Annotated in this window: 13 protein-coding genes, 1 tRNA gene and 1 pseudogene; 13 read left to right on the plus strand and 2 right to left on the minus strand. The window is 70.7% G+C overall.

Features of this window, described 5'->3' with window-relative positions; translation table 11 throughout:
- The first annotated feature begins 6 nt into the window (after positions 1-6).
- The 7 genes from ABZU32_RS06860 (at position 7) to ABZU32_RS06890 (ending at position 3,013) form a co-directional block, all read left to right on the plus strand.
- Positions 7-279 carry a hypothetical protein gene (locus ABZU32_RS06860; protein ID WP_354918196.1) on the plus strand — a complete coding sequence of 91 codons (273 nt, stop codon included), beginning with the start codon at positions 7-9 and terminating at the stop codon, positions 277-279.
- On the plus strand, positions 276-830 hold the full coding sequence (locus tag ABZU32_RS06865; RefSeq protein ID WP_354918199.1) for a hypothetical protein: 555 nt from the start codon (positions 276-278) through the stop codon (positions 828-830). The genes ABZU32_RS06860 and ABZU32_RS06865 overlap by 4 nt, the downstream gene beginning before the upstream one ends.
- Entirely contained in the window at positions 827-1,387 is a 561-nt protein-coding gene (locus ABZU32_RS06870) for a hypothetical protein (RefSeq protein ID WP_354918202.1), read from the plus strand. The genes ABZU32_RS06865 and ABZU32_RS06870 overlap by 4 nt, the downstream gene beginning before the upstream one ends.
- 63 nt (positions 1,388-1,450) lie before the next feature.
- Entirely contained in the window at positions 1,451-1,837 is a 387-nt protein-coding gene (locus ABZU32_RS06875) for a hypothetical protein (protein WP_354918205.1), read from the plus strand.
- Positions 1,834-2,277: an SsgA family sporulation/cell division regulator gene (locus ABZU32_RS06880; protein WP_354918208.1), complete on the plus strand. Its 444-nt coding sequence runs from the start codon at positions 1,834-1,836 to the stop codon at positions 2,275-2,277. Before ABZU32_RS06875 ends, ABZU32_RS06880 begins: the two co-directional genes overlap by 4 nt.
- Positions 2,274-2,654: an RRQRL motif-containing zinc-binding protein gene (locus ABZU32_RS06885; RefSeq protein WP_354918210.1), complete on the plus strand. Its 381-nt coding sequence runs from the start codon at positions 2,274-2,276 to the stop codon at positions 2,652-2,654. The genes ABZU32_RS06880 and ABZU32_RS06885 overlap by 4 nt, the downstream gene beginning before the upstream one ends.
- The gene (locus ABZU32_RS06890) at positions 2,654-3,013 is read left to right on the plus strand and encodes a hypothetical protein (protein ID WP_354918213.1); all 360 of its coding nucleotides are present in this window, start codon (positions 2,654-2,656) and stop codon (positions 3,011-3,013) included. Before ABZU32_RS06885 ends, ABZU32_RS06890 begins: the two co-directional genes overlap by 1 nt.
- Before the next feature lie 74 nt (positions 3,014-3,087).
- Here the strand turns inward: ABZU32_RS06890 and ABZU32_RS06895 are convergent, their stop codons facing one another.
- Positions 3,088-3,525: a nitroreductase family deazaflavin-dependent oxidoreductase gene (locus ABZU32_RS06895; protein ID WP_354918216.1), complete on the minus strand. Its 438-nt coding sequence runs from the start codon at positions 3,523-3,525 to the stop codon at positions 3,088-3,090.
- A 233-nt stretch (positions 3,526-3,758) separates the two neighbouring features.
- Between ABZU32_RS06895 and ABZU32_RS06900 the strand changes: the two genes are divergently transcribed.
- The 3 genes and pseudogenes from ABZU32_RS06900 to ABZU32_RS06910 form a co-directional block, all read left to right on the plus strand.
- Positions 3,759-4,754: a helix-turn-helix domain-containing protein gene (locus ABZU32_RS06900; protein WP_354918219.1), complete on the plus strand. Its 996-nt coding sequence runs from the start codon at positions 3,759-3,761 to the stop codon at positions 4,752-4,754.
- Positions 4,751-4,957: a hypothetical protein gene (locus ABZU32_RS06905; protein ID WP_354918222.1), complete on the plus strand. Its 207-nt coding sequence runs from the start codon at positions 4,751-4,753 to the stop codon at positions 4,955-4,957. The genes ABZU32_RS06900 and ABZU32_RS06905 overlap by 4 nt, the downstream gene beginning before the upstream one ends.
- A gap of 278 nt (positions 4,958-5,235) precedes the next feature.
- Positions 5,236-6,321 (plus strand): annotated as a pseudogene (locus ABZU32_RS06910) (recombinase family protein); the annotation flags it as partial.
- A gap of 571 nt (positions 6,322-6,892) precedes the next feature.
- Here the strand turns inward: ABZU32_RS06910 and ABZU32_RS06915 are convergent.
- Positions 6,893-6,978, minus strand: a tRNA-Leu gene (locus tag ABZU32_RS06915).
- Between the two features lie 177 nt (positions 6,979-7,155).
- On the opposite strand from ABZU32_RS06915, the gene ABZU32_RS06920 reads away from it, so the two are divergent.
- The 3 genes from ABZU32_RS06920 to ABZU32_RS06930 all read left to right on the plus strand — a co-directional run bounded on the left by ABZU32_RS06920 (position 7,156) and on the right by ABZU32_RS06930 (position 12,040).
- Positions 7,156-8,454, plus strand: a complete 1,299-nt coding sequence (locus ABZU32_RS06920) for a M20/M25/M40 family metallo-hydrolase (protein ID WP_354918224.1) — start codon at positions 7,156-7,158, stop codon at positions 8,452-8,454.
- A gap of 121 nt (positions 8,455-8,575) precedes the next feature.
- Positions 8,576-9,538: a hypothetical protein gene (locus ABZU32_RS06925; RefSeq protein ID WP_354918227.1), complete on the plus strand. Its 963-nt coding sequence runs from the start codon at positions 8,576-8,578 to the stop codon at positions 9,536-9,538.
- A 735-nt stretch (positions 9,539-10,273) separates the two neighbouring features.
- A complete protein-coding gene (locus ABZU32_RS06930) occupies positions 10,274-12,040 on the plus strand; it encodes a chaplin family protein (RefSeq protein WP_354918230.1) in 1,767 nt (588 codons plus the stop codon).
- The last annotated feature ends 636 nt before the right edge of the window (positions 12,041-12,676 follow it).

The raw sequence follows: 12,676 nt of genomic DNA on the forward strand, positions 1-12,676 counted from the left end.
GCGGTCGTGTTCAGCATGCCACGAAAGACCCACGCCATCTCGGCCGAGCAGGCCCGGCAACCGTACGGCCGGCCTCGGCCGGCCGTGACCCGCATCGGCCTGCTCGTGGTCACGGTCATCGCCCTCACGGTGCTCATCACCGACGTCCTCGGCCTGCCCGGACGGCTCGGCGCCGGGCTGGTCCTCGTCGTCCTGGCCGTGCTCGCCGGACTGCAGGCCGACCGGCTCATGCACCCGGCCGGCGCGCGTCCCCGGCCCAACCTGCGGACGCACCGATGAGCCGGCCACGCTGCTGCGGCAAGCGCAACCACCCCGACGAGCAGGCCGCCCAGGTCGCCCGCGCCAAGCTCCAGGCCGGCACCGGCCGCACCGCACGCGTCTACCGGTGCCACCCCGCCGGGGGCTGGCACCTGACCACCCGCCCCGACGTTCCGCCCATCGTCCCCACCCAGACCCCGCCTCCGCGCATCGACCGCGAGACGCGCCGCCGCGTGCTCGTCCGCGACCGTCACCGCTGCGTGGTGTGCGGGCGCGACGTCACCGGCACCAGCACCGGCCCGCGAGCAGCTGGCCTGCCCTACGTCCTGCACCGGCGCAACCGGCGACTCGCACCGACCCCGCCCAACCTCGTCACCGTCTGCGGCACCGGCGGTACCGGCTGCCGGGCCTGGCTCCGTGCCCACCGCGCCGAGGCCTTCGCCGCCGGCCTGCTCATCGGCGCCCGCGACATCGCCGAGCAGATCCCTGTCGTCACTCACGCTGACGGCTGGGTGTTGCTCACCAACAACGGAGGCTTGCGCCGCATCCCCGGAATGGGGATGGCCTCGTGACGAACATCCACCGTGAGTACTTCGATTGGCAGTCCATCGGCGTCCACGCTCCCGGCTGCCGGGAGACGCTCTGGGAAGTCCGTACGCTTCACCGCAAACGCTACAAGGGCGGATACGAGGCCGGGATGCGCGCGCTGTGCCGCAGTTGCAGTGTGGTGCGCGAGCTGCTCGCCTCGATCGGGCCGGAGGCCGACCCGGACAGCGGAGACCGGCTGTCCGGCACCAGCGAGCGGACCACGGCCGCCGCCGTAGTCGGCTACGGCAGCCCCGCAGAACGCGTCGCCGGACTGTGGCTCCACCCAGGGCCACCGCTCTTGCACGGCGAGCCTCCAGGCGCCTACCTGCTCACAGCTGACCGCCGCACGCCCGGCGCTCCGGCCGAGGTACTCGGCATCGTCGCCCGCCAGCGAGGCCGCCGCGGCGGACTGCTCTGGACCGCCGGCTACGGCTACCACCCGCCCACCAACACCACCCACGGCTTTAAGAGCCGCACCGCCGCCGTGCGATGGGTCGCCGAGCAAATCCACCAGAACGCGACGGAGGAGGCACAAGCATGACCCGATCCCCCCATCCTCCACAGGCTGTGCACACGCCAATCGGCGCAGGCACTCACCCGCCACGTGCACGACCGCCAGGCCGTCGCCATCGAGCGCCTGCTCACCCCGCTGAGCGTCCTTGAGTTGCGTGCCCTGGCCGTGGTCCTCGCCTCGCTGCGCCGACCGCAGCGGACCTTGCCCGAGGACGGCATCGTGGACGAGATCGCCGTCGAACTCGCCGCCCGGGGCGAACGGGTGATGCTCACCAAGGCCGAGCGCCAGGCCGCCGCCGCGCAGATCGTCGCCTGGGGACACGGTCCATCCGAGGTCGCCGCCCGGTTGCACGTCAGCGGCCGGACGGCTCGGACCCTGTACGAACACGCGCGACGCGTCCGCCAGCGGGAACGCCGCGCCGACGCGAGCCCCTCGGCTCATGACGCAGCTCTCACCTCGCGAAGGGCGGTCGCATGAACACCGTCACCCATCGGCTCGCGCTCTGGCCGCTCGACGAGGAAGAGCACCTCCGGACATACCTGCGCGCCCTCATCTCCTACCGGTCGGCCGACCCGTACTGCGTGCGGCTGACCTTCCTGTCCGCCCACGACGAGCAGACCGTGGAATGGCAGTTCTCCCGCGAGCTGCTCGCCTGTGGCCTCATCACCCACGTCGGCGTCGGAGACGTCCGTATCGAGCCCGCGCTGCGCGGTGCGGACATGGAGCTCGGCGTAACGTTCACCCTCGTCTCTGACGGCTACGACGACCGCTTCGCGCTGTGGACACCATCCGCGCCGCTGTGGCGTTTCCTTCGCGACACCTACGCGCTCGTCCCCATCGGCGCCGAGCCCCGCCTGCTCGACATCGACGCGGCCATTCACCGCCTGCTCGTCGACCCCGGCGAGGTGACCTCGTGAGCCGGGCCCGCGTCCCGTTCTGGGACCCCGAAGGCAAGCGCTACGGCACCCCCACTTATCCCTGGCGGATGGCCCCGGACGGCTTGGCCACCTACCGGCAGCTCCGCGCCGCCGGCCTGCGACCCGGAGGCCAAGGCGTGCAGGCACAGCTCATGTGGCGCTCCCGCCGCGCCTCAAAGGGCGTCCGCGTCGCCTACCTCTACCGGCTCGACCTGGCCAAGCCACGCCGTACGCCGACGGAGGCGCAGCTGGAGGCGATCGAGAAGGCCTTGCAGGCTCGGCGCACCTGTCCGGACTGCGGCGTAGAGCAGCCCTACTGCCTGCCCACCCGGTACGGCGCCTGCCTGGACTGCCACGGCTGGCAGGTGAGCGCCTGATGCCCATCCGCCCCGACCAGCGCCACCGCTACCCGCCCAACTGGCGGCAGATCAGCGACCGCATCCGCTTCCAACGGGCCGCCGGCTTCTGTGAGTGCGCCGGCGAGTGCGGCCGCCACCCCGACCAGGTCTGCCCGGCCGTTCATGGCGAGGCGCACCCGGTCACCGGCTCGACCGTCGTGCTCACCGTCGCCCACCTGGACCACACCCCCGAGAACTGCGACGAGACCAACCTCAAGGCGATGTGCCAGCGCTGCCACCTGGCCTACGACCTCGCCCACCACATCGTTAACGCCGCCCGCACCCGCTTCGCCCGCCAGGTGGCCGGCATGGACCCCCTCTTCGAGGTGACCCCGTGACCTGCGTTCGTACCAGGTTGCGTGGCCGCTGCCGGGTGTACCGCTGTGAGCTCGTTGCTCTGAACTGGTATCGGCTATCTCTCAGGCTGCAGGACGACGACGGGGATGGTACGGCTCGTCTTCTCCTTGTAGCCGGCGTACGTCGGAAAGACCGACACCATGAGATCCCACAGGCGCGGTCTCTCCTCGTCGGTGGCGTTTCGGGCCTTGGCGGTGAACTTGTCCGTACCGACCTGCACGTACACCTCAGGGTCCTCAAGCAGGTTGAGGTACCAGGCGGGATGGTGGTCGGCACCGCCATTCGACCCGACGAGCACGAAGTTGTCGCCGTCACGCCCATAGATCAGTGCGGTACGGCGCAGCTTCCCCGATTTCCTGCCGCGGGTGGTGAGCAGCAACGAGTCATATCCGTGGTACTTGTGGCCGTCCAGACCGTCGGATTCGACATAGCGCTTGATGTGTTCGGCAACCCAGCCCGTAGGGCTGTCCACAACTTCGTCGGGCGTCGGCATTGTCAACGGTCCTCCCAGTACATGATCACGTCCGCTCCATCCCACGTTAGCCGCGATGTGATCATCATGGTCGGATTCGGAACTTCGAGATCCAGGGACGGAAGCCAAGGGACGGTCAACAGAGGCGCACCTGACGTCCCCACCCTTCATGGCGCTTTCCCTCGCGTGCCGCCATAGAGATCGCCGCTTTCCTCCACGCAATCTGTTCAACATCATTGGAAGGTCGCACTCTCGTGAGTATCGCGGTCATGAACTGGGTGTGGCAGCACTCGCCCACCTCCGGCAATCAGCGCCTGGTGCTGCTCGCTCTCGCCGACGCCTGTTCGCGTGACGACGGGACCGGATGCTGGCCCTCGGTCGCGACCGTGGCCCGCAAGGCCAACATCAGCCCGCGAAGCGTCCGGCGCATCCTCGGCGAGCTGGCGGCCGCCGGGCACCTGCAGGTCCGCCGGGGCGCCGGCCCGCACGGCACCAACGGCTACGCCATCGTCATGCACAGCCCCACGCCAGCCCCACCAGCGCCTGTGGAGATTGTATTCGAACCTGTGTACGAGTCTGTGGAAACTGTGGATAACCGCGCTGCCCCCGGACAACCTGTCACCCCTGACAAGGTGTCCGGGGTGACACCGGTGGCCGCGAGGGGTGACACGGGTGACAGGGGAGGGGTGACACGCCTGTCACCCAATCCACCAAAGAACCACCAGGAACCACCACCGCCCCCGCGCGAGCGACCGACGGCCAAGCGAGGACGAAGCGCCGCCGGCCGGACGCCTGCCCGGTCCGATGGATACAGTTCCCGGCCGCTGTGCTGGCCCGAAGGCGGCGGTGGCGAGGCCGAGACGAGAGATCCACAGCCGGGCAGCCCGCAAGAGACCTGCGCCAACCCGATCGAGGTCTTCATCGCCGAACTCGGCCCCGACTGGCCGCTGTCGGCCCGCCAGGTCGACCGGCTCACCCCCGCCGTCGCCGCCGCCCTGGCCGACGGCTGGAGCTCGGCCGCGCTGGCCGAGCACGTCGGCGCCAACACCGCCGGCGTCCGCAACCCGTACGCCGTGCTAACCGCCCGGCTCAACGAACTGCCCGACCCCGTACGCCTCCCGCCTCCGCGCATCAGCCCGGCCGATCGCAGCGTCGCCGAGGCCGTCACCCCCGCTTGCCCGCACGGCGACCCTCGTCCCGGCGGCTGCGCCCTGTGCCGTCGCGGAATCACTCACCTGGAGAGCGCATGAAGATCCGCATCATCGGCCTGTCCGAGGAGGTCGCCGAAGCCGCCGAGATCCTCGGCACGGCCATCGATGTCATCGAGATCTCCACCCCCTACCCATGCCGTGGCACCAGCCGCAACGTCCGCCTCTACGCCGAGGTCAGACCGCCGCAGCCTCCGGCGAGCACGCCGCCGGAGTCGAGCACGCCACCCCGGCCCACCGCTTAGCACTCCCCGCAGCAGCACTCCACACAGCACGGCCGGCCCCGGCGGCAAAGCCGCCAAGCATCCACCGCCGGGGCCGTACTCCCACCGCCCATCTCGAACGGACAGGAGCACGCCCATCATGGCTTCCCCCACCTCCAGCCACCAGGCCGGCCCGCACGTGGTACTCCCGGTGGGAGCGCCGCAGCTCATTCCGGGCGCAGCCGCCGAGCTGCTTGCGATCCTGCTGGAGGCTCACCAGGAGCTGCTCGCTGCTCGACCGGACGCTGCCTGAGGGAGACATGGACACCATCCGCTTCGCCTTCTACGGCCGAGTCTCGACCGAGGACAACCAGGACCCCGAGTCCTCCCGGGGCTGGCAGCTCACTCGCTCCCGCGCGCTCATCGAGTCGCGCGGGGGCGTGATCGTCACCGAGTTCTTCGACGTCGACAAGTCCCGTTCGATCCCCTGGCAGCGCCGGCCACACGCCTCGGCGCTACTCGCCGAGCTGCGTAACCCCGACCGCGGCTTCGAGGCCGTAGTGATCGGCGAGCCCCATCGCGCCTTCTACGGCAACCAGTACGGGCTCACCTTTCCGATCTTCGAGCACTTCGGCGTCCCGCTGTGGGTCCCGGAGGTCGGCGGGCCGATCGACCCGGGCAACGAGGCGCACGACCTTGTGATGTCGGTCTTCGGCGGGATGAGCAAAGGCGAGCGGAACCGGATCAAGATCCGGGTGCGGACCGCGATGTCGGCGCAGGCGCAGATGGAGGGCCGGTTCCTCGGCGGGCGGCCTCCGTACGGCTACCGCCTGGCCGACGCCGGGCCGCACCCGAATCCGGCCAAGGCCGCCGACGGTCGGCGCCTGCATCGCCTGGAGCTCGATCCGGTCGCGGCACCGGTGGTCGCCCGGATCTTCACCCAGTTCCTGAACGGCTATGGCCTCTTCGCCATCGCCGAAGGGCTGACCCGCGACGGCATCCCGAGCCCTTCCGCCCACGACCGGGCACGGAACCCACACCGGTCTGGCATTGCCTGGTCCAAGAGCGCTGTCCGGGCGATCCTCCTTAACCCCCGCTATACCGGCCACCAGGTGTGGAACCGGCAGCGTAAGGACGAGGTGCTAATCGACGTTGATGACGTCGGGCTCGGGCACACCACCAAGCTTCGTTGGAACTCCAAGCAGGAATGGGTGTGGTCGGAGAGCGTCGTCCATCCGCCGATCGTGACCGACAAGGATTTCGCCGCCGTCCAGCAGACCCTCGCCGGCCGCGGGGACCGGCACACCGACAAGACCCGCAAGCGAACTCCTCGGCCCTACCAACTCCGCGGACTCCTCTTCTGCGGCGTCTGTGACCGCCGGATGCAGAGCCACTGGGTCAACGAGGCCGCCTACTACCGGTGCCGGTTCCCGGAGGAGTACGCGCTGGCGAACCACGTCATGCACCCTCGGAACGTCTACCTCCGCGAGGACGTGATCGTCCCCCGGCTCGATCGCTGGCTCGGCCGGCTGTTCGCCCCGCACAACGTCACCCAGACCTTGGACGCCCTCGTCGCCGCCCAGGAAGCGCCGCCCTCTCAGGCACAAGCAATCTCCGCGGCTCGCCGGCAGATCGCCGAGAGCGACCGCAAGCTCTCCCAGCACCGCGCCGCCCTGGAGGCCGGCGCCGATCCGGCTGTGGTCGCGGGATGGATTCGCGAAGAGCAGGCGCGTAAGGCCGAGGCCGAGAGCCGGCTGCGGCGGATGCCCGCCGCCCGGCATCACCGCCTGGACCGCGACGAGCTGGCGGCGGTGATGCGCCGGCTCGGTGACATGGTGAGCGTGCTGGCTCAGGCGGACCCGCTGCGGAAGGCCAAGGTGTACGCGACCTTGGGTCTGCGCCTCGTCTATCACCCCGGCAAGCAAAAAGTCCTGGTCACGAACTCTCGTGACCAGGACCCTTTAGGCGACCGGTTTGTGTCCGAGGGGGGACTTGAACCCCCATGCCCCGTAAAGGGCACTAGCACCTCAAGCTAGCGCGTCTGCCTATTCCGCCACCCGGACAGTGGTGCCTGCACGTTGGAACGTCTTCCCGCGTCGGCTGAACTAGGTTAGCAAACTCCGGACACTCCTTCATACCGGTAAGCGGGAGGGGAGGGTGCGCTATGCCGGAGATGCTGGTAGGTGCCCCTTGGCGGCAGGATGGGGGTGTCAGCCTGTACTTGACCGAAGGAGCAGGGGATGACCGCGTTCAACGGCGAGGAGGAGGTCGTAGAGCTGTGCCGCGACCTGATCCGCATCGACTCGACCAACGCTGGGGACAACGCGGGCCCGGGAGAGAGGGCCGCCGCGGAGTACGTCGCGGAGAAGCTGGCCGAGGTCGGCCTGGAACCGCGCATCCTCGAGAGTGACGACAAGCGGGCCAACGTGATCGCCCGCATCGAGGGTGAGGACTCCGGGCGGGAGGCGTTGCTGCTCCACGGGCACCTCGACGTGGTCCCGTTCAACGCGGACGACTGGACCCATCACCCGCTGAGCGGTGAGATCGCCGATGGGTGCGTCTGGGGCCGGGGCGCGGTGGACATGAAGGACATGGACGCCATGATCCTGGCGGTCGTCCGGCAGCGGCTCAGCGAGGGGCGCAGGCCGCCGCGCGATGTGGTGCTCGCTTTCACGGCCGACGAGGAGGCCGGCGGCACCTATGGTGCGCAGTGGCTGTCCAACGAACACCGTGACCTGTTCGAGGGGTGCACCGAGGCGATCGGCGAGGTCGGCGGGTTCAGCGTCTCCGTCGGTGAGGCCAGGAGGCTGTACCTGATCGAGGCGGCCGAGAAGGGCATCGCCTGGATGACGCTCAGGGCCGCGGGCCGGGCCGGGCACGGGTCGATGCTCAACAACGAGAACGCGGTGACCGAGCTGGCCGAGGCGGTCGCGCGCATCGGGCGTCACGAATGGCCGGTGCGGCTGACCCCGACCGTGCGCAGCTTCTTCCTGGAGGCCTTCGAGATCGAGCTGGAGGCCGATGACGCCGAGGCGGCGGTGGCCAAGCTCGGGTCGCTGGCCCGCATGATCGGCGCGACGCTGCGCAACACGGCCAACCCGACGATGCTCGACGCCGGCTACAAGGCCAACGTCATCCCCCAGACCGCGACGGCGCATGTGGACGGGCGCTTCCTGCCCGGCTACGAGGAGGAGTTCTTCGCCACCATCGACGACCTGCTGGGGCCCAATGTGACCCGGGAGTTCGTCTATCACGACGTCGCGGTCGAGACGGCGTTCGAGGGGCCGCTCGTGCGGGCGATGGCCGGCGCGTTGCAGGCCGAGGATCCCGGTGCGCGGGCCGTGCCGTACACGCTGTCGGGAGGCACGGACCTCAAGGCCTTCAGCCGGATGGGGATCCGGGGCTTCGGGTTCGCGCCGCTGAAGCTGCCCGCCGACTTGGACTTCTCTGGCATGTTCCATGGCATCGATGAGCGGGTTCCGGTGGATTCGCTCAAGTTCGGGGTGCGAGTTCTTGACCGTTTCTTGGACGGCTGCTGACGTGTTCCGCGAAAAATCGTTGCCATAACTCCAAGTGCTGCTAACGTGACTCTCCGTTGAGGGGCTGGTTCCAGGGTCCGTCCTGCGAAAGCGGGGCGTTCAAGGAGTTCAGGGAGGTCACGTGGCACGCATGCCGGGACATCGGCGGAGGGCTCAGTCGCCCACCGTCACCGGTCGCGTGCCCGTGATCGTTTCTGGTGATCAGATCCAGGCGATCGTGACGCGGGAAGGCCGGATGGCACGGTTCGTGGCCGGCTCCCGGTTCGTTCGCCTGGTGGCCATCGGCGGTCTGATCGCCGCCGGCTGGCTTCTGGGTGTCGTCTTCGGTGCCGTCGGCGCCGGTCCCGTGGCCGCGGAAACCCGCGTCCCCGCGAGACAGGTGCCGTCGGCGAAGGCCGTCGAATATGGTCACGGTCATCAGGCGGTAGCCGCCGGTGCTGTGGAACACGGCCGGCTGGCCGGTGTCGCCGGGGCTGTGGGACATGGTCGGTCGGTTGGGACCTCCGATGTCGCTGGGCGTGGTCGTCCTGTGATGCCGGGGGGCCTGGCGGTGCTCGGTGATCCGGCCACGGCCGGTGGTGCCGGAGCGCGCGTCGGCCGTCTCGCCGAGGGCGATGGTCTGGTCGATGCCGATGATCTTCTTGATGACGCTCCAGCGGGTCATCCCGTCCGCAGGACGGGCCGTGCGGGGTCGCCCATGAGCGGTGATCTCCGTGGGGTCACTTCCGAGCGCGGCGATGGCTCCGCCACCTCTCATGTCGCCACCGGGCCGGCCTCCGCCGGCGGTTTCCCCACGGTGCGCGTCGACGCTCCGGCTGATGCCGGGGCGATGGCAGGCAGGATGGTCGACGGGCTCACCAGCCAGTCGAAGCCCCTGTCTCCCCAACCGTCCACCGCCGACCACTCGGCGGGGGCCAACGGGTTCGTTCCCAGGCCCGGCTCGGGTCCGTTCGGGTCGGGGTTCGGGGACGTCGCGAGGTCGGTCTTCGACCCGCGGCTCGCGGTCGCGCCCGCCGAGATGGCGAGTGTGCTCGCCCCTGTCGTCCGCGCGGTAGCGGACGACCCTTCTTTCTCTCCTGATTGACCCCGCTGCTGTTCCGGCCTCGGAGGCGTCAGCCGTCCGGCCGGTCGCGGAGCGTGCCGTCGGTCCCCGTCGCGGGAGTGACCATGCCGGCTCCGCGCGGGTGAAAGCGTCAATCTCAGCATTGCGATGATCTCGGGCTCACCGCCCACCGTGCGATCTCCACGAGTTCGTCCACACGAGCTCGGCTCCGCGAACTTCCTCGACTGCTGCGTGACCTCGGTGGTCCGGCCCTCTTGGTCCGGTGAGGGCGCTGTGGGCGAGGTGGGTGCGGAGGCCACGATCGGCCCGGTCGTCGCCACCGTCCAGGTGGTCGGCGCAGGATCGGGCCGGTCGGGGCGGAGGCCGGCGCACACCGATGCGCTCGATCCCTGCTCCGCCCGATCTCGGCTTCCTCGGAAGCCGGTCCGGTCTCGGCCGGTTCTGTGCGAGCGCGGCTGGCGGGGTCTGTTCGTAGCGGTCCGGTTCCCACGAGCTTCGCGCGGACGTGCGTAGGGGGCCGGTTCCCGCGCGTTCCGTGTGGACGGTGGTGGCGGGTCGGCTCCGTTCGTAGCCGTCCGGCCATCGCTCGTCCGGGTGGACGGCGGCGGGCGGCCGATCGGGCCGGTCGAGTGGCGCGGCCCGGGCCTTTCGGGGCCTCAGGCGGCATGGTCCCGAGTGCGTCGCGGTCTGTCAGGTACTTCCCCCAAGAAACCTCTGTCAGGTACTTCCCCCCAAAGAACCAAGGAGCGATCTGTTATGCGTACGTGGGCGAAGGGTTCTGCCCCCGCGGCTCTTCTCGCGGTCGGCGTCATGGCTCTGGGCAGCGGCACCGCCGTGGCCGACACCTCCGGCACCGGCTCGGTGGGCGGCGGCAACCAGGTGAACCTTCCCATCACCCTCCCCATCGACATCAGCGGCAACGCCGTCGGCGTGATCGGCGAGTCCTCGGCCTCGTCCCGCGGCGGTGCGTCCGTCCAGGGAGGCTCCGGGTCCGCCGGCATCCAGGGCACCACCTCGGGCCGTGGCAGCGTGCTGGGCGGCAACCAGGTCAACGCGCCGATCACGGCCCCCATCAACGCCTGCGGCAACGCCGTCTCTCTCGTGGGCCGCTCGGACGCGGGCTGCCGGGGCGGTGCGACTGTGAAGAACGCCGGCGGCGGCACGGGCGGTAACAGGACCGACGGCCGGCACAGCGTGCTGGGCGGCAACCAGGTCAACGCGCCGATCACGGCCCCCATCAACGCCTGCGGCAACGCCGTGGCGATCTTCGGCGAGGCGACGGCGGGATGCAAGGGCGGCGCGTCGGTCGTCAGGGGCGGCGCCGGTCGCGGCGCGGGCGGCAACCGCACCTCCGGGTACGGCTCGGTCCTGGGCGGCAACCAGATCGTCGCCCCCATCACCGCGCCGGTCAACATCTGCGGCAACTCGGTCGCCCTGATCGGCGAGGCGTTCTCCGGCTGCCAGGGCGGCGCCCACGTCAAGGGCGGCCACGGCGGCAACGGCTACAACGGGCACGGCCCGCGTCCCGGCTCGGGCGCCGGCCACAACCTCACCGACGGACGGCACAGCGTCCTGGGCGGCAACCAGATCGTGGCTCCGATCACCGCGCCGATCAACGTCTGCGGCAACGCCGTCGGCAACGGCAACGCGGGGTGCCCCGGCGGCGCCACGGCCCGTCCCGCCGGGCAGGGCGGCGCGGGCGGCAACCGCACCTCCGGGTACGGCTCGGTCCTGGGCGGCAACCAGATCGTCGCCCCCATCACCGCGCCGGTGAACGTCTGCGGCAACGCCGTCGCCGTGATCGGCGAGGCCTTCGCGGGCTGCCGCGGCGGCGCCTCGGTGAAGGGCGGCGCCGGTCGCGGCGCGGGCGGCAACCTCACCGACGGGCGGCACAGCGTCCTGGGCGGCAACCAGATCGTGGCTCCGATCACCGCGCCGGTGAACGTCTGCGGCAACGCCGTCGCCGTCCTGGGCGACGCCGCCGCCGGGTGCCTGGGCGGCGCCCGCGTCGGTGGCGGCGAGCCGTGCCAGCGGGTGCCCGTGCCGTGCGGGCCGGCGTACATGGCGCACAGCTCCGGCCAGGTCGCCGCGGCCAAGGCGGCGGGGCTCGGGCTGCTGCCCGAGCTGCCGCTGGCGCCGTCCCTGCCCGGGCAGAGCGGGACGATGATGCGGCGGCCGTCCGGGCCCGCCGGCGTGCTGCCGAAGGCCGACCCCCTGCCGCTGCTGCCGACCCTGCCGGGTGGTGCTCGTGACGGCGGCGGCGTGCCGTTGGACCAGGTCACGGGCGTGGTGGCGAACAGCCCCGTGGGCGAGGCCGTGTCGTCCACGCCGGTCGGCGGCGTCGTCGACGGCAAGGCGGCGCGCGAGCTGCCCATCAACCCGGGCCTGATGAGCGCCGAGCAGCCGATGGGCCTGACGGGCATGAACTCCGGCTCGCTGGTCGCCCTGCTGGCCGGCGCCCTGTTCGCGGCCTCCGCCACACTCTTCGCGGGCACCCGCCGCCTGCGCCTGCGCCGGAGGTGACCGACGGCGGTCCCGCCGTCCGGTGATCACCTCGGGAGAGGACGCCGGACGCGGCCGTGGGGTGATCGATGGCGGTGCCACCGTCCATTGGTCACCCCCAGACCCGGTCGCCTGGGTGATCGGGGGGCGGTCCCGCCGTCCGGTGATCACTGTGGGGCGGTGTCCGGGGTGAGCGGCAACGGTTTCAGCGTCCGCCTGATCACCCCGGGTCCGCGTCAGAGGCGGCCGTCCGCGTGGCGCGTTGTGAGACTGCTCACTCTGTTCGGCTTTGGAAGGTCTTATAGGCCGGGAGTGATTCTCGTGAGCGTGTGTCCGAAATGATCGCTTCGCTGGAGTCGCGTCACCGGACGGGGCCCTTGTGAGATGACGGCCCGTCGTGAGACGGGCCTCGTCGAGGAGGGCTCGTGCCGGAGACGCCGTCCCGGCTCGCTTCCCAGACACTCCGTAACGGACCAGGCGTCCGGCGGAGCCACAGACGCCTCGCCGCCCGCGAGAGCGGCCACGGTGCCCGGTCATCGTGCCGGACTCGCGCGGTGAGGCACAGAAGCTTTGCCCGTTCCGGGGGCGCGGCCCGGGACGGGCAAAGCCATGTCCGGACGCCGGTCGATCCTCGGCAACCGTGTTCGGTGGGCGGTC

The organism is Sphaerisporangium sp. NPDC005288 (assembly GCF_040607475.1).
GTDB classification, from domain to species: domain Bacteria; phylum Actinomycetota; class Actinomycetes; order Streptosporangiales; family Streptosporangiaceae; genus Sphaerisporangium; species Sphaerisporangium rhizosphaerae.